The organism is Bizionia hallyeonensis (genome assembly GCF_042657385.1).
Taxonomy (GTDB): domain Bacteria; phylum Bacteroidota; class Bacteroidia; order Flavobacteriales; family Flavobacteriaceae; genus Algorimicrobium; species Algorimicrobium hallyeonense.
Genome location: NZ_JBHSLA010000003.1, coordinates 69,103 through 94,227, shown reverse-complemented (window position 1 = coordinate 94,227; position 25,125 = coordinate 69,103). Strand labels below are relative to the sequence as shown.

Genomic DNA, 25,125 nt, shown 5'->3' with positions numbered 1-25,125 from the left:
AAGCCAAAACATGATGTTTTGGCCTTTTAATATAGAATTTGACTAATTCAAATCTTATTGCAGAATCAATTTATGGGTCACGGTATTATTTGTTGTTCTAATGTTCAACATGTACATTCCCGAAGCCATTCCTGTCATATCAATCGTATTTAGTCCTGAATTTAAAGTTGCTTTCTTAACAACCTGTCCTGTTATAGATACAATCATCAGGGAGATATTTCGGTCTGAAATAGCTCCTAAATTAATTTTAAAGTTTCCATCTGTAGGATTAGGATAAACACGGAAGGTTGCTGTTTGATTAAAGTCATCTATAGAAAGTGATGTTTGAGATTCTAAAGCACCCAGATCTCGTGAAGAACCAAAAACAGGTTGTCCAATCTGATCCACAAAAACATCGGTTCCATCACCTGCATCAAATGCCGGAGAATTATCTAATAATTGATGCGTTAACGTGGTACCACCATTATCTTGTAGCGGACCAACTAATGGGTTTACACCTTCTAAATCATTAGCTTGTGGTGTAAAAGCATTTAAATCATCTAATCCAATCAAGTTATAATCGTTAGATATTATTGTTCCAGATACATCCATTCCCGAAGAAGCTGTATTTAAAGCAACAATGGTATTTTTTAAAGACACATTATTTACTGCATCAATTCCACCGCCTAAAGCAGCTGTATTCATAACAACCGTTACCGCATTTAAATCTAAACTAGCACCATTATTAGAAAGTCCACCACCAGATACAGTTGCCGAATTTCCAGAAATAGTAGTGGTCATCACGGACGTTATACTTCCCGTGTTGTTGTAAATTCCACCGCCTTCGTCAGCCGTATTATTATCAATAGTAGACATGGAAACACTCATCGTTGTTCCGTTTTGGTTCCATAATCCGCCACCTTCATTAGCAGCAGCATTATTGCTTATAGTACTTGTTGAAATGGTTACCACTCCAGACATTCCAGTAACATGAAGTCCACCACCATTTCCTGGTGCTGCAGTTCCTGCTAAACCATTTACATCGTTACCACTCATAATTGAGTTGGTAAATGTTAAAGTTCCGTCTATAATTTCTATCGCGCCACCTGCTCTATTAGCAGCATTGGTTTCAAAAGAAGAATCTGATACTGTTACGTTTCCAGCAGTGCTTAAAAGTCCACCTCCGGATGCGGAAGTACCACTTGATATATTATTTGAAATAAGGGATCCATTCGTTATGTTTAAAGTTCCTCCATTATTAAAAACGCCTGCACCACCATCATCAGCGGCATCACCTTGTGCTATATTTGAATCGATTGTTACAGCATCTAAAGTCATAACACCTGAACCGTTCCATAAACCACCACCTTCACGAGTAGCCATATTTCCATTAACAGTTCCGCCTGTAATTGTAGAATTACCTGGACCTGTATTATGCAAACCACCACCATTTCCTGGTGCTGATCCGGTTGAATTATTATTTAAAATTACATTTGTTAATGTTAATGTTCCAACAGCGTTAGTTGAATTATCTTCAATACCACCACCTGCTCTATTGGATGTGTTTCCTGAAATTTCAGAATCTATAATTGTTAAAATACCGCCATCTACATTTTGAATTCCGCCTCCTGAACCAGAAGCTCCAGTAGCCATATTATTGGTAATTATTGCGCCATTTTGAACGATAAGTGTTCCTCCGTTGTTAAAAAGGGCACCGCCACCATTATCGGCATTGGCACCTAAAGCCATATTGCTATCTAAAGTTGTACCAGCTACCGTCATTATTCCTGAACCATTCCATAAACCACCGCCTTCTGAAGCTGCCGTGTTCATATTTACGGTTCCACCTGTAACATCAACCGTACTGTTTCCACTAACGTGCAGTGCGCCTCCATTTCCTGGTGCACCAGCTCCGGTTACAACCCCTGTGTCATTCGAATTTAAATTGACATTGGTTAACATAACAGCACCTCCACCATTTGTTTCAATTCCGCCACCAGCTCTGTTTGATTGGTTATCCATTATGGTAATCCCATTAGCAGTCAATGTTCCAGCAGCATTTAAAATTCCACCACCAGTTGATTGAGCGCCATCAGCACTATTATTTATAATTATTGTTGAACCTGATAAATCTAATGTTCCACCTTCATTATAAATTCCACCACCTCCAGCTGCTCCAGCTGTCATGGCATCGTTTCCTGATGCTGTATTACCATCAATTGTATGATTTACAACCGTCATAACACCCGAACCATTCCAAAGTCCGCCACCTTCGTTAGCAGCTATGTTGCCGTTTGTTGTTCCGCCTGTAATATTTGTTGTGGCAGGTCCACTTACGTGCAATCCACCACCAGAACCTGGTGCTGCAATTGCGGGCGAAACGCCTGCATTATTCATATCTAAAATTGCATTAATCAGGTTTAAAGTTCCACCAGCTAACTCAATTCCACCACCTGCGCGATTGGCTTGATTGCTTGTTATGGCAGATTCATTTATGGTTACATTTCCTCCTATTGTTAGAATTCCTCCACCAGATCCAGCTGCACCATCTGCAATATTACTACTAATGGTTGTGCTATTGTGAACTAAAAGGGTTCCGCCATTGTTAAAGATTCCACCACCACCATCATCGGCAGCTGGTCCATTTGCTATATTTCCGGTAATCAATGTTCCATTCACAGTCATTATTCCAGAACCGTTCCATAAACCACCACCTTCTCTAGTCGCTGTATTTTCTGTAACCGTTCCGCCAGATATATTGGTATCGGCCATTCCTGTTATATGTAATCCACCACCATTCCCCGGCGCTGAACCTGTTGTATTAAAATCTAATGTTACATTACTTAAATCAACAATTCCATCAATGGCTTCAATTCCCCCACCGGCTCTATTAGAGGTGTTATATGCTACCCACGAATCGTTAACGGTTACAACACCATCAGTACTAAATATACCGCCTCCAGAACCTGAAATTCCAATAGCTTGATTATTTAATACTTGAGACGATGAATTAATAGTTAAAGTTCCACCGTTATTAAAGATTCCACCGCCACCATCATCTGCAGCATCACCATAAGCTATATTATTATCAACAGATGTCATCGTTAATGTCATGGTTCCTAAATTATTCCATAATCCGCCGCCTTCACGTGCTGCCAAATTATTTTCTATCATAGAAAGGTTTGAAATAGTTGCATTGGTTGTTCCTGACAAGTGCAGTGCACCACCATTTCCTGGATTAGGCATGATTGTATTTCCCAAACCAATATCAACACCAGCGGCATTTCCAATTAGCGTAACACCGTCAAGTATCAGCAATCCATTAGAAGCATCTTCAATAGCACCGCCTGCTCTACTAGCATAATTTCCTGAAATTGTTAATCCATTTGCTAAATTTAAAGTTCCACCTAAATTATTAAACATGGCTCCACCTCGACCACCAGGTGTGTCTCCCATTGCTATATTGCGCGTTAATGTTGTCATGGCATCAACTGTTAGTGTTCCGCCATTGTTAAAAAGACCACCACCACCTGTAGCGTTCCCAACAGCTAGGTTTTCAGAAACATCCACAGTACTAACCATCATGGTTCCACTGCCATTCCATAATCCGCCACCTTCTTTAGCCGCTATATTCCCCATTACAGTTCCACCAGTAATATTGCTATCACCAGCGCCTGTTATATGTAAACCACCACCATTTCCGGGTGCGGCTGTAGCGGGAGACGTTCCTGCATTGTTATTATCAAGGTTTACATTAATTAAGGTAATACCTAGTCCGGCACCCGAATTATCTTCAATACCACCACCTGCTCGGTTGGCTATGTTGGCTGTAATTCCTGAATTATTTACGACCAACACGCCGCCAACATCATTAAAAATAGCACCACCGGAACCAGAAGCTCCATTAGCCGTATTAGATGTTAAAAAAGAATTATTAATAGTAACTGAGGCATTGGACATATAAATAGCACCACCATCATTGGCAACACCATTTGTAAGTGTTAAATTTTCCAGAATAATTGCTCCAGATGTTATATTAAATACTCTACTAGTACTATTGGCATCAATTGTAGAGGTCGTTCCAGAAACCCCCGATATTGTTAAATCTTTATCAATAAGAATTTCTCCTAATAACAAGGTAATATTTGTTATAGAAGGATCAAATGTAAGTGTACTTCCTGGTGTAGCATTAGCGATTTCTACTCGTAATGTTCCGGGTGTCGTTCCATCGTCAGCCGAACTTGTAATAGTCTGGCTCCATGATTTGTTGGTTGTAAAAACGGCAATAGAAATTGCAATTAATAGCGTAATTTTTTTTATCATAATTCGTGTTATTGGTTATACAATATGTCCGACTAGGGAAAGACAAAAACACTTACGAGGTTTTGTAAAAGCAGGTTTTGCAAAAACACCTATTTAACAAAATATTAACATTTTTGATAAAATAATTTGTATCTCGAATTACCGATAATCCTTTTAAAAAAAGCTTTTAATAACAACTCATAGTAGGATATCTTTTTTGAATATAGAATCAACATAAAAATTTGAAGTATCTTTGTCCTAAATACACCATTCATGTCGTTTACAGACCTAAAACTTATTGACCCACTTTTAAAAGCCATTGAAGAACAAGGTTATACGCAACCCACGGCTGTGCAATTACAGACTATTCCGCAGGTTCTAGCCGGAAAAGATGTTATAACATCTGCGCAAACTGGCACAGGAAAAACAGCGGCTTTTGCTTTACCTATTTTGCAATTACTATCTGAAAAACAAGACGCACCGCGTGGTAACAGAACCATTAAAGCGCTCATTGTTAGTCCTACACGTGAATTAGCCTTGCAAATTGGCAATAATTTTAAAGCGTATGGCCGTCATACAAATTTACGAACAACAGTTATTTTTGGAGGTATTTCAGAAAAACCTCAAGTGGATGTTTTAACCAAAGGTGTTGATATTTTAATTGCTACTCCTGGTCGTTTAATTGATTTGGAAAAACAAGGGATTATTAATTTAGACGATGTAGAAGTCTTGGTATTAGATGAAGCCGATTTAATGTTAGATATGGGATTTATTGATGATGTGAAACATATTGATAACCTTTGTCCCAAGGAAAAACAAATTCTTCTGTTCTCGGCAACTATGCCTTACAAAGTAGAACAATTAGCACATACTATTTTAAAATGGCCTGAACGTATTGAAGTCACCACCACGTCTTCAGCCGCAAAAAACATTGGACAAGTACTATATTATGTACCAAAACGCAATAAAATAGAATTGTGTTTGCATTTACTTCGCAACGAAATAGAAGGCAGCATTTTAATTTTTAGACGTACAAAATTTGGTGTGGATAAGTTAGAAGGTGCCTTAACTAAAAACGGCTATAAAGTAGAAACGATTCATGGTGATAAATCGCAAACCGACAGACAAGAAGCTCTTAAAAAGTTTAAAAATGGCCTGGTAAACATTCTAATTGCAACAGATGTAGCAGCTCGTGGTATTGATATTAGTGAATTGGATGCCGTAATTAATTTCGATTTACCAAACATTCCAGAAACTTATATTCACCGTATTGGTAGAACAGGTCGTGCAGGAAGTTCAGGTATGGCCTATTCGTTTTGTGGCGCTGATGAAAAAAACTATGTAACAACAATTCAGCAGCTGCTTCAAATAGCAATTCCTGTTGAAGAAAGCCATCCATATCCATTAGATCCTAAAGCGAAACCTATAACTCACAAGTCTAAAGATTCGGGTAGTAAACATAAGAAAGGACGAAAAAGTGTGGCTTCCAAAAAGAAGAAGAAACGCTGGTATTAATCTCAAATTTAAAAACATTGTAGGTAGTTTTGGTTCTACATTCATTTTTATAAATTGTATCTTTAATTTTTAATACCTGATAATTAGAGATGTTCAAATACTATTCAATCCTATTTTTTCTTGGTTTCACCACTTTAGGAATGGCCCAAATTAGCATTAAAGACAGTAAGTCTGAAACGCCTATTTCCTATGCCACTATCTCTTTTGGCGATGGTCAAGGCTTATTTGCGGACGATGAAGGTCTATTTATTTTCACCGAAAAACTGTACGCTGATATTGACACCTTATATATTTCCGCTTTAGGGTATACAAACAAAACGGTTGCAACTTCTGGTCTAGGTAAAATTATTCTATTGGATGAAGAAGTCAGCGAATTGGATGAAGTGATTCTAATTGCCGAAGGTAGAAGGTTTAAAGAAGAAACCTTAAAACCCTATTTGGATGATGATTATTATAACTGTTGGTTACCAACTATTGAATCGGAAATTGCCGTATTTTTCAACAATCCGGATCCCGCACTAACAAAAATAAGCACCATTCATTTTCCAATAACGCTAGAATCTAAAGATTGGGATAAACGAAACCGTAAAAACGCTGATAAAAAACCTTTCTCTACCCTATTTAAGGTGAAGTTTTATAAAAATGATAAAGGAACACCTGGTCAAGTATTAACCTATGAAAACATTGTTTTTCGGGCTACAGAAAAAGGAGGCGATGTTTATAATTTAGACGTCAGTGCTTATAATATAACCATTCCGAAGGACGGTTTTTTTGTATCACTTCAAGTTTTAGGATACACAGATAAATCCGGAAAATTACTGCCAAACAAAAAATACAAGGAATTAAAAGGACCTGAAGGAACCGTAAAAATACCGACGAACTTCAGACCATTATTGCCATTTACAGACGAAATAAGCTTGCATCACACCTATATAAAACGCGTTTTTATTGGTGGCAATAATTGGATCCAGTTTAAACAAGGCAATATAGAATCCGGCTTACTTAAAAAAGGACTGAATAATTACGGAATTGGATTCACATATAAAGTGTATAAAGATGAATAATCCTTGGCATGTATACCTCATGGCTGGCATGTATATCCTTGCTGGTGTTATGCATTTTGTAAAACCTAATATCTACATGCGTATCATGCCGCGCTATTTACCAAACCATAAAATGCTGGTTTATATTAGTGGTTTAGCAGAAATAATTTTGGGTTTGGCTCTGTGTTTACCAGGAACAAGATCATTCGCCATTTACGGTATTATTGCTATGTTAATCGTATTTTTATTGGTGCATTTCTATATGCTTTCTAGCCAAAAAGCATCTGCAGGTATTCCCAAATGGATTTTAGTTTTACGAATTCCGCTACAATTTGGATTGATGTATTGGGCCTGGTGGTATTTATAAATATTCAAAATAATGGTTGAATATCTATTCAACGACAAAATCAAAATACCGATTTGGAAATGGTTCATTTCTTAAGGTAAAATGCCACCATTCTTTTGGATAATTCCGGAAGCCATGCTTTTGCATAACGCGTTGCAATAGTTGGCGATTTTCCTTTTGAATTTCTGATAAATTCTGATAAGCAACCCAAGATGGTTCCCCAAAAAAATCATACGGACTTCCCATGTCCAAAGGTTCTAAGGTATTTGCGTCAATAATAGTTAAATCCACTGTGCTACCCCGACTATGCCCTGACCGTGACGCGATATAACCATCACGAAACAAATGCTGTTTTTCTACTTGAGGATAAAAAGATGCTTTCATACGAACATCCTCTAAATCTTTAGCCCAACTTATAAAATAATTTACAGCACGCTGTGGTCTATAGGCATCATAAACACGTAAACATAAATTTTGTTCCGCCAATTCATCTTGAACTTTTTTCAAAGCATCTGCTGTTGGTTTAGTTACAATTAAAGTATTAGTTTTATAACCTGTAATGGTATCACCAACAAAATTATTACTGGAATAATAGCGCAATTCCACATCAATATCAGGAATTACAGATTCAGCATATACAAACCCTTTTGGCAATGTTTGCTTTTGCGTAAACGCCAAGCTAACTACAACGACGAGAAATAATAGTATTTTGTTTTTCATAATCACTCTACTAATTTATAAAAAAATACGCGATGGACTTATTTTCTTCTAATAAAACTGTTTTTAAATTACCCCAAGCCGAACTGATTTATGTACCTCATTTTTATAGCCCACAAAAAGCCAGCGATTTATTTATCGCTCTTAAAGATAACTGTACTTGGCAGCAAGATGAAATTACAATTTTTGGCAAAACCCATCCGCAACCACGGCTTACAGCTTTATATGCAGACAATAAGCAAAGCTACTCCTATTCTAATATAACCATGCATCCAGAAATATTTACCGATGAATTATTGGATATTAAAACCGATATTGAAAACGAAGCCAATGCCAAATTTACTACAGTTTTACTAAACAGGTATCGAAATGGTTCTGATAGCAATGGTTGGCATGCGGATAATGAAAACGAACTAGGCATAAATCCTATAATTGCATCGTTAAGTTTAGGTGCTTCCAGGTATTTTCATTATAAACATCGAACTATAAAAACAGAACGTCATAAGCTACTATTAGAATCCGGAAGTTTACTTATTATGGCCGGAGAAATGCAGCAGTATTGGCTTCATCAAATTCCGAAAACTAAAAAAAATGTTGGCGAACGAATTAATTTAACGTTTCGAAAAATAGTGTAACAAAAAAAACCGAGGTCCCTCAACCTCGGTTTCGTTTTTATTTGCTTTATTATTATGCTGTTAGATTTAGGGTCTCTAGTATCAACGACATAATGCAAATATTAATTAATTAATCCATTGAACTAAAAAGTATGTCTTTTAGTACACTTCAAATATAAAATTACTTTTTAATCGCGACGTTTAAAAGCTTATATTTTCGATGAAATACATCTTTTTTTAACATTTATCGACTAAATATCATTTTTACCCGACGAAACGCACATTTTTTCATTCGTAATATTAGATTAAATTTTAAAAGAGACATATCTAAAAATTGTAATTTTACGTTGTATGTGATAAACGTAATATTATTCAATTTCAATATCCTTATACTATGAAATTATTTATTTCCATTTTAACACTTTTATTTGCACTACCAGTATTTACACAAGAACCTACTACCATTCAAACAGAAATTGAAATATCACCTTTTGTTGATGGTTCTCTATTAGAACCAAAAGATGCTAGTAAAAATATTTTAGCGATTATCATTGGAGATTATGGTCCAACGGATAGAAATGGAAATCAGAATTTTCAAAAAAATAACAACCTTAAAAAAATAGCTTATAGTTTAGCTGCAAATGGCATCAGTTCCTTTAGATATGATAAACGCATTGTGAAACAAATTTTAAAAGGTCGTGTAAATGCACGATTGACTTTTGATGATTATATTAAGGATGCCAAAGATGTAGTAAACTATTTTGTTAAAAAAGATAATTACGCATCTATTTATATAATAGGTCACGGTCAAGGTAGTTTAATAGGTATGTTGGCTACTGACGAAAATATTGCAGGACTTATTTCGTTAGGTGGTTCTGCTAAAAGCATTGACCAAGTTATATTAGAACAAATTGAACAAACGGCTCCTGGATTAAAACCAGATGCGGAACGTGTTTTTAGTGTGTTGAAGTCTGGAAAAACAACAACGGATTTTCCACAAGCACTCTCCAATATCTTTAGTTTAGACACCCAAGACTTTATGGGTAATTGGATGCAATACCATCCTGTAGAAATTATTAAAACTCTAAATAGTCCTGTATTAATTATTAATGGCACTAAAGATTTACAAGTTTCTTTAGCGGAAGCGCAAGAACTTCAAGATGCTGCCAAACAAGGAACTTTAAAAAATATCACCAATATGAATCATGTGTTATTCATTATTGAAGGTGGCGATCTAGAAAACTCAAAATCTTACAATGAATCCTTCAGACCATTAGCTCCAGAACTTATTGAAACACTTACGGCGTTCATAAAATAACACACATTACTTCCTGTTAAAAAAAAGAAAGCACTCTAAAAAGAGTGCTTTCCTTACTAACCAACCAAAAATATGAAATGTTATTGTTTTTAATTGGAGTAACCACACTCCAATTAAAGTTAAGTTACAATAACACTAATTGTATTTCAATAGTCGTGCCAAAAGTGAGTTGCGTGCTAATAAATTTATACATATCTTTATGATATCAATTTAATATCATAATAAATAACTAATCATGAAAGAAGAGAAAATTATATCACCTGCAAACGGCTACTTAATGCTATTTGTATTCCTTGCATTATTTTTTGGAAGCATTGCCACCGCTATTACCACTGAAAACCCAGCCTACATTGCCGTTGTTGTGTTGGCATTATTTATTGCGCCTGGCTTTATTATGGTACAGCCTAATGGTTCTCGCGTTTTACTATTGTTTGGAAAATATGTTGGCACCATTAAGGACAATGGATTTTATTGGACGAATCCATTTTATACCAAGAAAAAAATATCATTACGTGCGAGTAATTTTGACAGTGAAAGGCTGAAAGTCAACGATAAACTCGGAAACCCTGTCATGATTAGCACCATTTTAGTGTGGCGTGTTCAAAATACCTACAAAGCTGCCTTTGATGTGGATAATTATGAAAATTTTGTCCGTGTACAAACCGATGCAGCGGTAAGAAAACTAGCCAGTATGTATCCGTATGACAATTTTGCGGACGAAGGTTTGGACGAAGATATTACCTTGCGCTCTAGTTTAAATGAAGTCAGCGTAGCTTTAGAAAAAGAAATAGACGAGCGTTTGTCTATTGCAGGTATTGAAGTATTGGAAGCAAGAATTGGTTATTTAGCCTACGCCCAAGAAATTGCTAATGCCATGTTAAAACGTCAGCAAGCAACGGCTATTGTTGCAGCAAGACATAAAATTGTGGAAGGCGCTGTAAGCATGGTTGAAATGGCTTTAGATGAATTAAGCAAGAAAGACATTGTCCATTTAGATGATGAACGTAAAGCGGCTATGGTTAGTAATTTAATGGTTGTTTTATGTGGTGATAAAGATGCTTCTCCAATTGTAAACGCTGGCACATTAAACATGTAAAGCCTACTTCAATTAAAAAAGAGCATTTTCAATCATTACAAATTAATTTCAAGAACTCTAATTCCTTATGAAAGAATATAAAGTTGAAGTACCACAGTTAGGTTGGCGCAACCGCATGCAAAGTTTTGAAGATCTAATTAATCAATATGGTCGTGAAGGCTGGCGTGTAATCCACATAGCTCAAAATTATACGAGTGTTGTTTTTGAACGTGATAAAAACAGATAATTATGAAAAAAATAAATTTATTGCTACTTCTTCTTTGCGCAAGCCAATTAATCATAGCGCAAGGAACAATTGCTTCAGAAGACATCATGCTAAAAAACGATAGTATTATTCTTCCCGGCACCTTAACCTATAATAAGGAATTAAAAAAGCAGCCTTTGGTTATTTTTATTCATGGCTCGGGAAACGTAGACCGAAATGGAAACCAATTAGGTTTGGCAAATGCCAACTATATCAAACAATTAGCTGACAGCTTAAACCAACGTAATATTGCTTTTTATAGATATGATAAACGTTCGGCCAATTGGTTGAATTTACGATTCATGATGAAAGATCTAGATTTTGTTCGCTTTGCCGATGATGCTAAAATAGCCATCAATAATTTTAAAGATGATAAGCGGTTTTCTAGCATCACACTTATTGGGCACAGTCAAGGCTCATTAGTAGCTATGTTAGCAACTGATTATGTAGACAAATACGTATCATTAGCTGGTCCAGCAGACCCTATCGATGTCATTATGACCAAACAATTCAAAATTCAAAATGACACATTAGGTCTTAAAACCGAAGCGCATTTTAAGGAATTACGAGAAACGGGAAGTATAGAAAACGTAGACTCAGAATTAGCAGCTATTTTTGTAAAACCAAATCAAGGTTTTTTTAAGACATGGATGATTTATAATCCTTCCGAAGAATTAAAAAAACTATCTATACCTATTTTAATTTTAAATGGGGATAAAGATTTACAGGTTTTTGAAAGCGATGCTGAAGCCTTACATCAAGCAAATCCAAAGTCGGAATTAGTCATTATTCCCAATATGAATCATGTGTTAAAACACATTGAAAAGGATGAAGACAATGAGAAATCCTATAAATCACCAGATTATCCACTATCGGAAACATTAATAAACACCCTTGAAACATTTATAAAAAAATAGCATGTCCAAGAAAAAAGCTTTTGCATTACGAATGAATGAAGAGATGCTCAAAGCCGTTGAGAAATGGGCTTCCGACGAGTTTAGGAGCACCAATGGCCAAATTGAGTGGATGCTTATGCAATACTTAAAAGAAAATAATAGATTGCCAAAATCGAAAAAAAATACTTCAAATAAAAGCGACTCCTAAAGTCGCTTTTTTTAACCCGTTTATTTTGGTATTTTGCAGCACAAAATAATAAGCAACCATGCAAGAACCACTTTTTACGAATGACACAATTGTCTTTGGACTTTTAATGCTCACACTCGGATTCATTTTTTACACGGAATCTATAAAAACAGGTTTTTGGCCTAAATTCTACAAAATAGTACCAGGTTTATTTATGGCATACATGCTACCTGCTGTATTAACAACTTCTGGACTTATTGCCCCGGAATGGGAAACCGTCAACGAAGCCGGCGAAATAACAAAAGAAAGTACCAGTTTATACTATATGGCGAGTCGGTATTTACTACCTGCAGCCTTGGTATTAATGACATTAAGCATTGATTTAAAAGCCGTATTTAATTTAGGTTGGAAGGCATTAGTTATGTTTTTATCTGGAACATTAGGTATTGTAATTGGCGGTCCAATTGCAATCCTACTAATATCTTTGGTCTCGCCTGAAACCGTAGGAGGAGCTGGACCAGATGCAGTTTGGAGAGGTTTATCAACACTGGCAGGAAGCTGGATTGGTGGTGGTGCCAACCAAACGGCCATGTTAGAAATATACCAATACAACCAATCAGAATATGGAAAAATGGTATTTGTGGATATTGTGGTTGCCAATATATGGATGGCCATTATTTTAATTGGTATTGGGCGTTCTAAAGCTATAGACAAATGGTTACGTGCAGACAATTCAGCTATAGAGGCTTTAAAAGAAAAAGTTACATCATTTTCTAAAAGTGTTAATCGTAATCCATCATTAACGGATATAATGATTATTGTAGCTATTGCATTTGGAACTGTAAGTATTGCTCATATTGGCGCAAACTTTCTTGCACCATTTTTCAGTGATGTGGTTAGCGGTATTGAGTCTAATACTTTGAGAAATACGTTTACATTTTTAGATTCACAATTTTTCTGGATGATTAGTATTGCCACTTTAATAGCCATTTTGTTGTCTTTTACAAAAGCAAAAAACTACGAAGGTGCTGGAGCCAGCAAATTTGGTTCTGTATTTATTTATATTCTAGTGGCTTCCATAGGTATGAAAATAGATTTAGCATCAATTTTTGATAATCCAGGACTAATTGCTGTTGGTTTAATTTGGATGAGTATCCATGCCATATTATTGATTATCGTGGCCAAAATTATTAGAGCACCTTACTTCTTTTTAGCCGTAGGAAGTCAAGCCAATGTTGGTGGTGCAGCTTCTGCTCCTATTGTAGCTTCGGCTTTTCACCCATCTTTAGCTACAGTTGGCGTTTTGCTAGCTGTGTTTGGGTATGCTATTGGAACTATTGCGGCAATTGGTTGTACAATTTTAATGCGATTAGCAGCCGTTGGTTAGTATTTAAACAATAATTATAAGATATTTGCGCCCTAAAATTCAAAATAACCAATGAAGCATTCATTTATAGTATTAGGACTTTTATTGTTAGTTTCTTGTGGAAAAGACCAACATGATTTAATCGTAAAAGGAAACATTAAAGATTTAAAAAAAGGCACTTTATACCTACAGAAAATTCAAGATTCAACTTTAATTTCAGTAGACTCTTTAACCATTAATGGCGAATCTACTTTTGAACTTCATGCGGATTTAGAATCTCCTGAAGTATTCTTTCTGCATTTAAATAAAACGAATGAAGATGCTTATGGCAAAATCCCTTTTTTTGCTGATAAAGGTATGACAGAAATTAACACCACATTAAAAAACTTCGAATTAAATCCGGAAATTAAAGGTTCCAAGCAGCAAGTCATTTTTGAAACTTATTTAAAAATGATGGATCGTTATAACGATAAAAATCTGGAATTAATTAAAGCTGAAATAGATGCTAAAACTCAAAATGATTCTACTTTAATGGCTACCAATATGAAAGCTTATGAGAATCTCCTTAAAAGTAAGTATTTATATACCGTTAATTTTGCTATTCAAAACAAAGACAGTGATGTAGCACCTTACGTAGCTTTAACTGAAATTTATGATGCGCAAATAAAATGGTTAGACACGATTAATAACGCGTTAACACCAGAAATTAAGGCGTCTAAATATGGTAAGGAATTGGATGCTTATATTAGGGAGCGTAAGGCTAACTAAGCTCTCGAATACCCCAAGTTAACATTGTAAAATTTATGATCCCCAGATCTATTACAACATTCGGTCTTTTATTCTTTGTGCTTTTTACATTGCATTCTATTAAAGCCCAACCAAAAAAAGGCCCATATATTAAAGCCTCTTTAGGTTTGGGAGCCAGCCTACCTTTTGATGATGCAGATGTGTCATCTAACGGGTTTTATGCTCAAGGAGAATATGTATTAGGAATTACAAGATGGTTTGGCTTAAGACCGTATGTTGGTGTCATGTTAGCTTCTTCTCATAACGACTACTCGTCTCAACCACAATTAGGTTACCAAGTATCAACAAGCGCCTTATTATTGGGTGGCAAAGTACGACTTGCAATACCAATCCCTTGGATTGCACCTTATGTGGAAACAGGCATTGGTACCTCAATTGGGTCCTTTACAACCATAACGCCTTATACAAATGCAGAAAAAAATGGATTTGTAGTTCATATACCTGTCACTTATGGATTAGCCATAGGTAGAAATCATAATTTTGAAATTGAACTCACTTTTTATTATCATCCTTCAATAGAACAATTTGCAGGAGCTGCAGCAATTGGATTTTCATTTCCCATTTAATTAAACCCTAATTTTATGAAAAAAATTTCACTACTACTTATCGTTATTATAGGTTCACTTACAATTCAGGCGCAATCAAATTTTAAAATTGGCTTAAACGCTGGTATTAATTACCCATCTGTTTACGGATTTGATAACGCGAAATACCATAACTTCAAAGCGGGCTTTTTAATAGGTGCTTCATTTGATTATTATTTAAGCGAAAAGTTATCATTAAAGACAAATATTAATTATGAACAAAAAACTCAAGAGTACAGAATAACCTTTTTTAGTTATTATGGTGGAACAGAAAGTAGTAATCAGGATTTTAATCGTAAAATTGGTCTAATAAACATTCCAATTTTACTGAAATACGAATTTTGGAACTCTAATTTCTTTATGAATGCAGGTCCATTTATAAACTTTGTAATCAGCGATAAAACAGACTCCGAATATTTAGAATATGGTAACGGACCAGCTCCCGAAAGCAATAAAATTGACACAGGCATTTCAGCTGGTATAGGAGCCAACATTGCCCTTTCAGATAAACACACTATAACTATTGAAATTCGTGATGATTTTGGTCTGATAAATACTAGTAGTGTTCCTGAGTATTACGACGCTAGTTTAAAAACCAACATGATTAAATTGATTGTTGGCTGGAATTTAGGGATATAATTATTTTCCATGCTCTGATTTTATACTCACGCCTTATTTTCAATTAACATCAAAGTAATAAGTACTTAAAAACTATAAAAACTCCATACAGCATTATTTTTGTTTTGGAGCTTTATATTAAGCTATTTATATTTATTTCCTGTCCCTGAAAAGCAGGCTTTTTATATCCTTTATATAAACAAAAAAACTCCAACCTATTTCTAGTATTGGAGTTTAAACTTTAGAGCCGATGGAGGGACTCGAACCCACGACCTGCTGATTACAAATCAGCTGCTCTAGCCAGCTGAGCTACATCGGCAAAATAAGCTGCAAATATAATCCCGAAAATTACATGTGCAACTATTTTTCTCTATTTTTTTAACCTAGTTTATTAATTTTTTCGATTAACGCACGTCCTTTTTGTTCAAGTTCCGCATTAATAGCTTTAAAGTGTGCTTTTTTATCTTCAACACTTCTATCGTTTACTTTAACAATTAAGGTATCAAACGTTGCGATTGCTTCGTCAATAATTGCTTCACTCTTTTTTGTATCCTTGTCTGTGTTTGAGTATTCCCAAACATAAACTGCTTCAATAATATCACCTAATACATAATTGATGTCTTTTTTTAGGTCTCTTTTATTTGCCATAATAGTAATTTTAAAATTTTTACAAAAGTAGTTAATTTAATTGTATTCCCACCGTTTAGATGTGCTATTTAAATACAAAGAAATTATTTTTTATTTACACGTAAACTTCTAGCAATGTGGCGTTATCAGTTACTAATTCAAAATCCTTTAAGGCGGCTGGGAGTAATACAGTTTCGCCAGTTTGCAAAGCCGTGCTAAAACCATTTGCTTTTACCAAGAGCTGTCCAGCCACACACATGTAAATAATGAATGAATCCTTCGTATTTCTTTTTATAAGTGGCTCGGATAATTTCAAATAATTAACGGTAAAATATGGACAGGTTACCATAGCATTAGCCTTATTTTCAACTTTTGAATAACTAACTCTGAAATTTTCAGGCATATTAAAGTCGAAAGCTTCCAAAGCTAAATCAATATGAAGTTCACGCTCGTTTCCTGCATCATCTACCCGATCCCAATCGTAAACTCGATACGTAATATCACTTGTTTGTTGTATTTCTGCTAGCAATACGCCTGATCCAATAGCATGAACTCTACCAACATCAATGAAATAAGCGTCGCCTGTTTTAACCGTATCAAAATTTAAAATTTCTGGGAGCGTTTTGTTTTCTAAATGCTTCAGATAGGTTTCTGAGTCCATTGGTTGATTAAACCCAACAATTAAATTCGCATCTTGATCCGCTTGCATTACATACCACATTTCGGTTTTACCAAAGGAATTGTGGCGTTTGGCGGCTAATGTATTATTAGGATGCAACTGAATGGATAAATCCTCCTTGGCATCAATAAATTTAATAAGCAAAGGAAAGGTGTTTCCAAATTCCGCATAATTTTGTTTGCCTATCAAATCATCTTTATAAGTACTTAATAAATGCTTTAAGGATTGACCTTTTAAACTCCCATTAGCAACCATAGAAACATCCCCTTCCACATCACTTATCTCCCAACTTTCACCCACATTTTTTACCGTTGACGGCTTATTGAGAATGCTTTTCAACTTCTCGCCTCCCCAGATTTTATCTTTTAAAATAGGATTGAATTTTATAGGATAGAATTGATTTTTCATTATTTATCTGAATAGGTTACAAAATTCCGAGGTGTCTCATAAAGGGTAACCTCAAGGTCTAAATTAGCATCTAAATGCGGTCGTAACTTATTAAAAATGACAACCACAATATTTTCAGCTGTAGGGTTTAAATCTTGAAATTCAGGAACATCAAGATTTAGGTTTTTATGATCGAAAGCATCTTCAATTTCAGACTTTATTAAATCCTTTAAAATTTTCACATCAACAACATATCCTGTTTCTTGATCAATTTCACCAGTAACACTCACAATCATATCGTAATTATGACCATGAAAACTAGGGTTATTACATTTGCCAAAAACAGCATCATTCTTTTGATCTGACCAGTCTTTACGGTACAAACGATGAGCTGCATTAAAATGTGCTTTTCTACTTACGGTTACTCTCATTGTTCTGCAATATTAATGTGTTCATAAAATTTTTGAAAAATAATTTTGAACCAAGCTGTATATAAATCTGGCTGACGCTTCATATCTTCTTTTATAGAGTCTAGAGCCATCCATTTCCAAGCTGCTACTTCTTCAGGGTTTATTTCAGGAGCATCGTTAAAATAGCCTATCATAATATGATCAAATTCATGTTCAGTTAAGCCATTGTCAAAAGGCGCTTTGTAAATAAATGAAATAGACTCTTCCAAATCCGTTACAAACCCCATTTCTTCTTGAAGCCGACGTTTTCCGGCATCTATATTACTTTCACCATCACGTTGATGGCTGCAACAGGTATTTGCCCATAACCCAGGAGAATGGTATTTGTGCATAGCACGTTGCTGAATCATTAACTCCTTTTTATCATTAAAAACGAATACTGAAAATGCACGATGCAATAATGCTTTTTCATGAGCTTCCATTTTGCCCATAAGCCCAATTTGCTCATCATTTTCATTAACTAAAATTACTTGTTCTTCAATCATACCGTAAAAATACCATTCATAAAATTAAAAATACAACAAACTTATCACAAAAATAAAAAGCCCATAAAGCATAACATTTTTTGCATAGATAAAATGTATCTTTGCTACCCATTTTAAAACAGAATATGAGTTTTACATCAGAGATAAACAGACGACGTACTTTTGGTATTATTTCGCATCCAGATGCCGGAAAAACCACCTTAACCGAAAAATTATTATTATTTGGTGGTGCTATTCAAGAAGCAGGTGCTGTAAAAAGCAACAAGATTAAAAAAGGTGCAACTAGTGATTTTATGGAAATTGAACGCCAACGTGGAATATCTGTTGCAACTTCCGTTTTGGCTTTTGAATATGATGGTATTAAAATTAATATTTTAGATACACCTGGACACAAGGATTTTGCGGAAGATACCTTTAGAACTTTAACCGCTGTGGATAGTGTAATTGTGGTGATTGATGTGGCCAAAGGTGTGGAGGAACAGACGGAAAAATTAGTTGAAGTTTGCCGAATGCGTAATATTCCTATGATTGTTTTCATCAACAAAATGGATCGTGAAGGTAAAGATGCCTTCGATTTATTAGATGAAGTTGAACAGAAGTTAGGCTTAAGTGTGGTGCCTTTAAGTTTTCCTATAGGAATGGGTTATGACTTTAAGGGTATTTACAATTTATGGGAAAAGAATATCAACCTATTTAGCGGTGATAGTCGAAAAGATATTGAAGAAACAATTGAAATTTCTGATTTACAATCTAGTGAAATAGATAAACTAATTGGTGAAAAAGCTGCCAACACTCTTCGAGAAGAAGTGGAATTAGTGGAGGGTATTTATCCAACTTTTGATAGAGACAGTTATTTAAGCGGGCAGCAACAACCTGTATTTTTTGGTTCTGCTTTAAATAATTTTGGTGTAAGAGAATTGTTGGATTGCTTCGTAGAAATTGCACCAAAACCAAGACCAAAACAAAGCGAAGAACGCCTAGTTAAACCTGACGAAAAGAATTTTACCGGTTTCGTATTTAAAATTCATGCCAATATGGATCCGAATCATCGAGACCGTTTAGCATTTATTAAAATTGTTTCTGGAAAATTTGAGCGTAATAAGCCCTATTTACATGTTAGAAATAACAAGAAATTAAAATTTTCAAGTCCAAATGCTTTTTTTGCCGAAAAGAAAGAAATTGTAGATACCTCTTATCCTGGAGATATTGTAGGATTGCATGATACTGGTAATTTTAAAATTGGTGATACCTTGACTGAAGGTGAAATTATAAACTACAAAGGTGTGCCAAGTTTTAGTCCAGAACATTTTAGATATATTAATAATGCCGACCCATTAAAATCTAAACAATTATACAAAGGAATTGATCAATTAATGGATGAAGGCGTTGCGCAATTATTTACGTTAGAACTTAACGGCCGAAAAGTAATTGGAACTGTTGGTGCTTTACAGTATGAGGTTATTCAATACCGTTTAGAGCATGAATATGGTGCTAAATGTACCTATGAAAACCTGAACGTTCATAAGGCCTGTTGGGTTGAGGCCAAGGATAAAAAAAGTGATGAATACAAAGAATTCATTCGTGTGAAACAACGTTTTCTAGCCAAAGACAAACAAGATCAGTTAGTATTTTTAGCGGATTCGCCATTCTCTTTACAGATGACCCAGCAGAAATATCCGAACATTAAATTCCACTTTACATCTGAATATTAATTAAGTATAAACAGCTGTTAATCGAAAAAACTTTGTGAAAATTTGTATTTAATCGAATTTTTAATACATTTAATCGGTAGGTGCATGTGTAAAATGCCACCTGTTTATTTATTTTTAGTCTAGAATAACCCCAAATTATTAATTACTATGAGAACTAAAGACCAGTTTTTCAGTAATAAGAATATTACTGTAACCTACAGTCCAACTAGATGCATAAATGCGGAGCGTTGTGCACAAGAGCTTTCTAGTGTATTTAGGCAGAGCGTAATACCTTGGATAGACTTGGAAGGGGACAGTGATGAGAATATTATTAGCCAAGTAAAAAAGTGCCCTTCCGGTGCTTTACAATTTTCCCTAAACAAAAAGCAGGCATCTTAATAGAAATGTTTTAAACTAAAAAAACCTTTAATTAAAAGGTTTTTTTTAGTTTAAGCTTGACCCGTAGGACCAAAATTAAGAGGAATTGGAGGTTGCTCGTAATCTTTGATTTCACCATGCGCATTTTCAAAACGCGTAACGTTTTCGCCTAAAGCTTTCAATAAGCGCTTGGCATGTTGTGGTGTTAAAATAATACGAGATTTCACCTTACTTTTAGGTGTGCCTGGCATAACGCTAACAAAATCTACTACAAATTCCGAAACGGAATGATTAATTATAGCTAGATTGGAATAAGTCCCTTCTGCTACTTTCTCATCAATTTCAATATTTATCTGTCCTTGTTTTTTCTGATTTGGATTATCACTCATAATAGTATATTATAAAAAAATAGCGTGAATTTCTTCACGCTATTTTTAGTTTATTAATTAGTTATAATTAACCTCTTGTTTAGCTTGCATCATTTCATCAAACTCTTCCTTGGATCCAACGATAATGTTTTCATAAGATCTCATACCAGTACCAGCTGGAATTCTGTGACCTACAATTACATTCTCCTTAAGACCTTCAAGTGTATCTACCTTACCATTTACGGCTGCTTCGTTAAGAACTTTTGTAGTTTCCTGGAACGATGCTGCTGATATAAACGACTTGGTTTGTAGCGATGCTCTTGTAATACCTTGTAAAATTGGTGTAGCCGTAGCTGGTTGTGCATCACGTGCTTCAACTAACTTCTTATCTTCCCGACGTAATAAAGAATTTTCATCTCTTAAATCACGAGGCGAAATAATCTGACCTGGCTTAATATTTACAGAATCACCTGAATCCTCGACAACTTTCATTCCGAAGATATCATCATTTTCTACAATGAAATCTGCTTTATGTACCAATTGGTTTTCAAGGAATGTGGTATCACCAGAATCCATGATTCTAACTTTACGCATCATTTGTCTTACAACAACCTCAAAGTGCTTATCATTAATTTTTACACCTTGTAAACGATATACTTCTTGTACTTCGTTCACTAAATATTGCTGAACCGCTGAAGGGCCTTTAATATTTAAAATATCATTTGGCGTAACAGAACCATCAGATAAAGGCATACCTGCTTTTACAAAGTCATTTTCTTGAACAAGAATTTGATTTGACAATTTAACCAAGTACTTCTTAATTTCACCTAATTTCGATTCTACAATAATTTCACGGTTACCACGCTTAATTTTACCGAATGATACCACACCATCAATAGCACTAACTACGGCTGGGTTAGATGGGTTACGCGCTTCGAATAATTCCGTTACACGCGGTAAACCACCGGTAATATCACCAGACTTGGCAGATTTACGAGGGATTTTAACTAAAATTTTACCAACTTTAATTTTATCGCCATCGTCAATCATTAAGTGAGCTCCTACTGGTAAGTTGTAAGAACGCATGGTGTTTCCTTTAGCATCTTCAATATGAAGTGTTGGAATAAGCTTTTTATTTCTAGATTCAGAAATTACTTTTTCTTGGAATCCAGTTTGCTCATCAATTTCAACTTGATATGTGACACCTTGCTCGATGTTTTCATAACGTACTTTACCAGCAAATTCTGAAATAATTACACCGTTATATGGATCCCATGAACAAACAACATCACCTTTCTTAAGTGCATCACCATTCTTAATAAGAATAGTAGAACCATATGGAATGTTATTGGTACTTAATGTGATACCTGTTTTCTTATCAATTAATTTTAATTCAGAAGTACGTGAGATAACCATGTTAGCTGGATTTCCATCAGAGTCTTCACCCTTAATAGTTTTAAGCTCATCAATTTCTGCAATACCATCGAATTTAACTATCAATTTGTTGTCTTCCGAAATGTTACCTGCAATACCACCTACGTGGAATGTACGTAAGGTTAACTGCGTACCTGGTTCTCCAATAGATTGTGCGGCTACAACACCAACAGCTTCTCCACTCTGTACCATTTTTCCGGTTGCTAAATTACGACCGTAACACTTGGCGCAAATACCTTGTTTAGCTTCACATGTTAATGCGGAACGTACTTCAACAGCATCTACTGGTGAGTTTTGAATTGTTTTAGCAATAACTTCATCAATCATCTCATTGGCTCCAACCAATAACTCATCTGTTAATGGGTTGTAAACATCGTTTAATGAAATACGACCTAAAATACGCTCTGCTAAAGTTTCAACCACTTCATCATTTTTCTTTAATGGTGAAACTTCTACACCACGTAACGTACCACAATCAACACTATTTACAATAACATCTTGTGATACATCTACCAAACGACGTGTTAAGTAACCTGCATCGGCCGTTTTAAGAGCCGTATCGGCAAGACCTTTACGTGCACCGTGTGTTGAGATAAAGTATTCTAAAATTGAAAGACCTTCCTTAAAGTTAGAAAGAATTGGATTTTCAATAATTTCTCCACCACCTGCAGTCGATTTCTTCGGTTTCGCCATTAATCCACGCATACCTGTAAGCTGACGAATCTGTTCTTTAGATCCACGAGCACCAGAATCAAGCATCATATACACCGAGTTGAAACCTTGTTGATCTTCACGAATACGCTTCATAGACAGTTCAGTCAATTCGGCATTTGTAGATGTCCAAATATCAATAACTTGATTATAACGTTCGTTGTTGGTAATAAGACCCATGTTATAATTGGCCATAATACCGTCAACCTTAAGGTTTGCACCATCAATCATAGATTGTTTTTCTGGTGGGATAATAATATCACCTAAACTAAATGATAGTCCACCTTGGAATGCAAAGTTGTAACCTAATGTTTTAATTTCATCTAGGAAAGCAGCCGTTTCTGGCACACTTGTTACTTTTAAAATATCACCAATAATATTACGTAGTGATTTTTTAGTCAATACTTCATTAATATAACCAGCAGCATGAGGTACTTTATCATTAAATAATACACGACCTACTGTAGTGTTTATTACTTGTAATGTTAGTTCTTCCGCTTCGTTAAAAGCATAAGTTCTTACTCTGATGGACGCATTTAGGTCTACACGACCTTCATTATAAGCAATTACTACTTCTTCAGGCGAATAGAATGTTAAGCCTTCACCTTTAATTTTAACTTCGTCTGTTGATATACGTTCTTTAGTCATATAATATAAACCAAGTACCATATCTTGAGAAGGTACTGCTACTGGCGAACCATTAGCTGGGTTTAAAATATTATGCGAGGCTAACATTAATAACTGACATTCTAAAATAGCTTCAGGACCTAATGGTAAATGCACAGCCATTTGATCACCATCAAAATCGGCGTTAAATGCCGTGGTAACTAATGGGTGTAACTGAATAGCTTTTCCTTCAATTAATTTTGGTTGGAAAGCTTGAATACCTAATCGGTGAAGCGTAGGCGCACGGTTAAGTAATACTGGATGTCCTTTAAGTACATTTTCCAAGATATCCCAAACCACAGGCTCTCTTTTATCTATAATTTTCTTCGCAGATTTTACAGTTTTAACAATACCTCTTTCAATTAGTTTTCTAATTACAAACGGTTTGTATAATTCGGCTGCCATATCCTTAGGAATACCACATTCGAATAATTTTAATTCCGGTCCAACAACAATTACAGAACGTGCTGAATAATCTACACGCTTACCAAGTAAGTTTTGACGGAAACGTCCTTGCTTACCTTTTAATGAATCTGATAAGGATTTTAATGGTCTGTTAGAATCTGTTTTAACAGCAGATGATTTACGTGTATTATCCAATAACGAATCTACAGATTCCTGTAACATACGTTTTTCGTTACGTAAAATAACTTCTGGTGCTTTAATTTCAACCAAACGCTTTAATCGGTTATTACGAATAATAACACGACGATATAAATCATTTAAATCAGATGTTGCAAAACGACCACCATCTAACGGCACTAACGGACGCAATTCTGGTGGAATAATTGGAATAACTTTTAAAATCATCCATTCCGCACGATTCTCACGATTTTCGTTAGACTCGCGCAAAGCTTCAACAACTTGTAAACGCTTTAAAGCTTCTGTTTTACGTTGTTTTGATGTTTCTGTATTTGCTTTATGACGTAATTCAAATGATAATTCATCTAAATTAATACGTGATAAAAGCTCAATTAAACATTCCGCACCCATTTTAGCCAAGAATTTATTTGGATCTGTATCGTCCAAATATTGATTCTCTTTTGGTAGGGTTTCTAATATGTTTAAGTATTCTTCTTCAGTAAGGAAGTCCATTTTCTGAACTGGTTCTCCTTCTGCATTTTTAGCAATACCTGGTTGAATTACTACATAACGTTCGTAGTAAATAATCATATCTAATTTCTTAGAAGGTAAACCAAGTAGGTAACCAATTTTATTTGGTAATGAACGGAAGTACCAAATGTGCGCCACTGGAACCACTAAATTAATGTGTCCAACACGATCACGACGTACTTTCTTTTCAGTTACTTCTACACCACAACGGTCACATACGATACCTTTATATCTAATGCGTTTATATTTACCACAGGCACATTCATAATCCTTTACAGGACCAAAAATACGCTCACAGAATAAACCATCACGTTCTGGTTTATGAGTTCGATAATTGATAGTTTCTGGCTTTAGAACTTCACCGCGAGATTCTGCTAAAATAGACTCTGGTGATGCTAAACCAATGGAGATTTTATTAAATCTCTGTACTGTATTCTTATCTTGTTTTCTTGCCATGTTTTATGTTTTTAGTATGGACAGCCCG

General features: G+C 35.2%; 23 protein-coding genes and 1 tRNA gene. 15 read left to right on the top strand and 9 right to left on the bottom strand.

Features of this window, described 5'->3' with window-relative positions; genetic code table 11:
* Positions 1–54 precede the first annotated feature (54 nt).
* Positions 55–4,302 carry a beta strand repeat-containing protein gene (locus ACFPH8_RS08510; protein WP_376860133.1) on the bottom strand — a complete coding sequence of 1,416 codons (4,248 nt, stop codon included), beginning with the start codon at positions 4,300–4,302 and terminating at the stop codon, positions 55–57.
* A gap of 252 nt (positions 4,303–4,554) precedes the next feature.
* Here ACFPH8_RS08510 and ACFPH8_RS08505 point away from each other — a divergent pair, with 252 nt between their 5' ends.
* The 3 genes from ACFPH8_RS08505 (at position 4,555) to ACFPH8_RS08495 (ending at position 7,206) form a co-directional block, all read left to right on the top strand.
* Complete coding sequence (locus ACFPH8_RS08505) at positions 4,555–5,796, top strand: DEAD/DEAH box helicase (protein ID WP_376860131.1); 1,242 nt, start codon at positions 4,555–4,557, stop codon at positions 5,794–5,796.
* Positions 5,797–5,936: 140 nt separating this feature from the next.
* The gene (locus ACFPH8_RS08500; RefSeq protein ID WP_376860129.1) at positions 5,937–6,860 is read left to right on the top strand and encodes a hypothetical protein; all 924 of its coding nucleotides are present in this window, start codon (positions 5,937–5,939) and stop codon (positions 6,858–6,860) included.
* A complete protein-coding gene (locus tag ACFPH8_RS08495; protein ID WP_376860127.1) occupies positions 6,853–7,206 on the top strand; it encodes a DoxX family protein in 354 nt (117 codons plus the stop codon). Before ACFPH8_RS08500 ends, ACFPH8_RS08495 begins: the two co-directional genes overlap by 8 nt.
* 24 nt (positions 7,207–7,230) lie before the next feature.
* On the opposite strand, the gene ACFPH8_RS08490 is transcribed toward ACFPH8_RS08495, so the two are convergent.
* Positions 7,231–7,905 carry a M15 family metallopeptidase gene (locus ACFPH8_RS08490; protein WP_376860125.1) on the bottom strand — a complete coding sequence of 225 codons (675 nt, stop codon included), beginning with the start codon at positions 7,903–7,905 and terminating at the stop codon, positions 7,231–7,233.
* Between the two features lie 32 nt (positions 7,906–7,937).
* Between ACFPH8_RS08490 and ACFPH8_RS08485 the strand changes: the two genes are divergently transcribed.
* The 10 genes from ACFPH8_RS08485 to ACFPH8_RS08440 all read left to right on the top strand — a co-directional run bounded on the left by ACFPH8_RS08485 (position 7,938) and on the right by ACFPH8_RS08440 (position 15,653).
* Entirely contained in the window at positions 7,938–8,537 is a 600-nt protein-coding gene (locus ACFPH8_RS08485; protein ID WP_376860123.1) for an alpha-ketoglutarate-dependent dioxygenase AlkB family protein, read from the top strand.
* 373 nt (positions 8,538–8,910) lie between these two features.
* Complete coding sequence (locus ACFPH8_RS08480; RefSeq protein WP_376860121.1) at positions 8,911–9,834, top strand: alpha/beta hydrolase; 924 nt, start codon at positions 8,911–8,913, stop codon at positions 9,832–9,834.
* Positions 9,835–10,069: 235 nt separating this feature from the next.
* Positions 10,070–10,930, top strand: coding sequence for an SPFH domain-containing protein (locus ACFPH8_RS08475; RefSeq protein WP_248395208.1), 861 nt, complete (start codon positions 10,070–10,072; stop codon positions 10,928–10,930).
* A 67-nt stretch (positions 10,931–10,997) separates the two neighbouring features.
* On the top strand, positions 10,998–11,156 hold the full coding sequence (locus tag ACFPH8_RS08470) for a DUF4177 domain-containing protein (protein WP_148367401.1): 159 nt from the start codon (positions 10,998–11,000) through the stop codon (positions 11,154–11,156).
* 2 nt (positions 11,157–11,158) lie between these two features.
* Entirely contained in the window at positions 11,159–12,091 is a 933-nt protein-coding gene (locus tag ACFPH8_RS08465; RefSeq protein ID WP_376860118.1) for an alpha/beta hydrolase family protein, read from the top strand.
* 1 nt (position 12,092) lies between these two features.
* Entirely contained in the window at positions 12,093–12,278 is a 186-nt protein-coding gene (locus ACFPH8_RS08460) for a type II toxin-antitoxin system antitoxin (protein WP_376860116.1), read from the top strand.
* Positions 12,279–12,336: 58 nt separating this feature from the next.
* Positions 12,337–13,644: a DUF819 family protein gene (locus tag ACFPH8_RS08455; RefSeq protein ID WP_376860114.1), complete on the top strand. Its 1,308-nt coding sequence runs from the start codon at positions 12,337–12,339 to the stop codon at positions 13,642–13,644.
* A 51-nt stretch (positions 13,645–13,695) separates the two neighbouring features.
* On the top strand, positions 13,696–14,391 hold the full coding sequence (locus ACFPH8_RS08450; RefSeq protein ID WP_376860112.1) for a DUF4369 domain-containing protein: 696 nt from the start codon (positions 13,696–13,698) through the stop codon (positions 14,389–14,391).
* Between the two features lie 35 nt (positions 14,392–14,426).
* A complete protein-coding gene (locus tag ACFPH8_RS08445) occupies positions 14,427–14,996 on the top strand; it encodes an outer membrane beta-barrel protein (protein WP_376860110.1) in 570 nt (189 codons plus the stop codon).
* A gap of 15 nt (positions 14,997–15,011) precedes the next feature.
* Positions 15,012–15,653: a porin family protein gene (locus ACFPH8_RS08440; protein WP_376860108.1), complete on the top strand. Its 642-nt coding sequence runs from the start codon at positions 15,012–15,014 to the stop codon at positions 15,651–15,653.
* 224 nt (positions 15,654–15,877) lie between these two features.
* Here the strand turns inward: ACFPH8_RS08440 and ACFPH8_RS08435 are convergent.
* The 5 genes from ACFPH8_RS08435 to idi all read right to left on the bottom strand — a co-directional run bounded on the left by ACFPH8_RS08435 (position 15,878) and on the right by idi (position 18,280).
* A tRNA-Thr gene (locus ACFPH8_RS08435) sits at positions 15,878–15,951 on the bottom strand.
* Positions 15,952–16,010: 59 nt separating this feature from the next.
* Positions 16,011–16,280, bottom strand: a complete 270-nt coding sequence (locus tag ACFPH8_RS08430) for a hypothetical protein (RefSeq protein WP_376860106.1) — start codon at positions 16,278–16,280, stop codon at positions 16,011–16,013.
* A gap of 94 nt (positions 16,281–16,374) precedes the next feature.
* A complete protein-coding gene (locus tag ACFPH8_RS08425; RefSeq protein WP_376860104.1) occupies positions 16,375–17,346 on the bottom strand; it encodes a type I phosphomannose isomerase catalytic subunit in 972 nt (323 codons plus the stop codon).
* The gene (locus tag ACFPH8_RS08420) at positions 17,346–17,756 is read right to left on the bottom strand and encodes a 6-pyruvoyl trahydropterin synthase family protein (RefSeq protein ID WP_376860102.1); all 411 of its coding nucleotides are present in this window, start codon (positions 17,754–17,756) and stop codon (positions 17,346–17,348) included. Before ACFPH8_RS08420 ends, ACFPH8_RS08425 begins: the two co-directional genes overlap by 1 nt.
* The gene (gene idi, locus ACFPH8_RS08415) at positions 17,753–18,280 is read right to left on the bottom strand and encodes an isopentenyl-diphosphate Delta-isomerase (protein ID WP_248395216.1); all 528 of its coding nucleotides are present in this window, start codon (positions 18,278–18,280) and stop codon (positions 17,753–17,755) included. Before idi ends, ACFPH8_RS08420 begins: the two co-directional genes overlap by 4 nt.
* Positions 18,281–18,405: 125 nt before the next feature.
* Between idi and ACFPH8_RS08410 the strand changes: the two genes are divergently transcribed.
* Together ACFPH8_RS08410 and ACFPH8_RS08405 are read left to right on the top strand one after the other, a co-directional pair.
* On the top strand, positions 18,406–19,992 hold the full coding sequence (locus tag ACFPH8_RS08410) for a peptide chain release factor 3 (RefSeq protein WP_376860098.1): 1,587 nt from the start codon (positions 18,406–18,408) through the stop codon (positions 19,990–19,992).
* Between the two features lie 147 nt (positions 19,993–20,139).
* Complete coding sequence (locus tag ACFPH8_RS08405; RefSeq protein WP_248395218.1) at positions 20,140–20,370, top strand: (4Fe-4S)-binding protein; 231 nt, start codon at positions 20,140–20,142, stop codon at positions 20,368–20,370.
* Between the two features lie 50 nt (positions 20,371–20,420).
* Here the strand turns inward: ACFPH8_RS08405 and ACFPH8_RS08400 are convergent, their stop codons facing one another.
* Complete coding sequence (locus tag ACFPH8_RS08400) at positions 20,421–20,738, bottom strand: DUF3467 domain-containing protein (RefSeq protein WP_248395219.1); 318 nt, start codon at positions 20,736–20,738, stop codon at positions 20,421–20,423.
* 57 nt (positions 20,739–20,795) lie between these two features.
* Positions 20,796–25,097 carry a DNA-directed RNA polymerase subunit beta' gene (gene rpoC / locus ACFPH8_RS08395; protein ID WP_248395220.1) on the bottom strand — a complete coding sequence of 1,434 codons (4,302 nt, stop codon included), beginning with the start codon at positions 25,095–25,097 and terminating at the stop codon, positions 20,796–20,798.
* Between the last annotated feature and the right edge of the window lie 28 nt (positions 25,098–25,125).

Coding starts and splice junctions, on each gene's coding strand:
- ACFPH8_RS08405 (WP_248395218.1), top strand. CDS start 20,140: ATGAGAACTAAAGACCAGTTTTTCAGTAATAAGAATATTACTGTAACC.
- ACFPH8_RS08490 (WP_376860125.1), bottom strand. CDS start 7,905: ATGAAAAACAAAATACTATTATTTCTCGTCGTTGTAGTTAGCTTGGCG.
- ACFPH8_RS08475 (WP_248395208.1), top strand. CDS start 10,070: ATGAAAGAAGAGAAAATTATATCACCTGCAAACGGCTACTTAATGCTA.
- ACFPH8_RS08420 (WP_376860102.1), bottom strand. CDS start 17,756: ATGAGAGTAACCGTAAGTAGAAAAGCACATTTTAATGCAGCTCATCGT.
- ACFPH8_RS08410 (WP_376860098.1), top strand. CDS start 18,406: ATGAGTTTTACATCAGAGATAAACAGACGACGTACTTTTGGTATTATT.
- ACFPH8_RS08425 (WP_376860104.1), bottom strand. CDS start 17,346: ATGAAAAATCAATTCTATCCTATAAAATTCAATCCTATTTTAAAAGAT.
- ACFPH8_RS08505 (WP_376860131.1), top strand. CDS start 4,555: ATGTCGTTTACAGACCTAAAACTTATTGACCCACTTTTAAAAGCCATT.
- idi (WP_248395216.1), bottom strand. CDS start 18,280: ATGATTGAAGAACAAGTAATTTTAGTTAATGAAAATGATGAGCAAATT.
- ACFPH8_RS08465 (WP_376860118.1), top strand. CDS start 11,159: ATGAAAAAAATAAATTTATTGCTACTTCTTCTTTGCGCAAGCCAATTA.
- ACFPH8_RS08445 (WP_376860110.1), top strand. CDS start 14,427: ATGATCCCCAGATCTATTACAACATTCGGTCTTTTATTCTTTGTGCTT.
- ACFPH8_RS08455 (WP_376860114.1), top strand. CDS start 12,337: ATGCAAGAACCACTTTTTACGAATGACACAATTGTCTTTGGACTTTTA.
- ACFPH8_RS08480 (WP_376860121.1), top strand. CDS start 8,911: ATGAAATTATTTATTTCCATTTTAACACTTTTATTTGCACTACCAGTA.
- ACFPH8_RS08430 (WP_376860106.1), bottom strand. CDS start 16,280: ATGGCAAATAAAAGAGACCTAAAAAAAGACATCAATTATGTATTAGGT.
- ACFPH8_RS08440 (WP_376860108.1), top strand. CDS start 15,012: ATGAAAAAAATTTCACTACTACTTATCGTTATTATAGGTTCACTTACA.
- ACFPH8_RS08470 (WP_148367401.1), top strand. CDS start 10,998: ATGAAAGAATATAAAGTTGAAGTACCACAGTTAGGTTGGCGCAACCGC.
- ACFPH8_RS08510 (WP_376860133.1), bottom strand. CDS start 4,302: ATGATAAAAAAAATTACGCTATTAATTGCAATTTCTATTGCCGTTTTT.
- ACFPH8_RS08495 (WP_376860127.1), top strand. CDS start 6,853: ATGAATAATCCTTGGCATGTATACCTCATGGCTGGCATGTATATCCTT.
- ACFPH8_RS08485 (WP_376860123.1), top strand. CDS start 7,938: ATGGACTTATTTTCTTCTAATAAAACTGTTTTTAAATTACCCCAAGCC.
- ACFPH8_RS08460 (WP_376860116.1), top strand. CDS start 12,093: ATGTCCAAGAAAAAAGCTTTTGCATTACGAATGAATGAAGAGATGCTC.
- ACFPH8_RS08400 (WP_248395219.1), bottom strand. CDS start 20,738: ATGAGTGATAATCCAAATCAGAAAAAACAAGGACAGATAAATATTGAA.
- rpoC (WP_248395220.1), bottom strand. CDS start 25,097: ATGGCAAGAAAACAAGATAAGAATACAGTACAGAGATTTAATAAAATC.
- ACFPH8_RS08450 (WP_376860112.1), top strand. CDS start 13,696: ATGAAGCATTCATTTATAGTATTAGGACTTTTATTGTTAGTTTCTTGT.
- ACFPH8_RS08500 (WP_376860129.1), top strand. CDS start 5,937: ATGGCCCAAATTAGCATTAAAGACAGTAAGTCTGAAACGCCTATTTCC.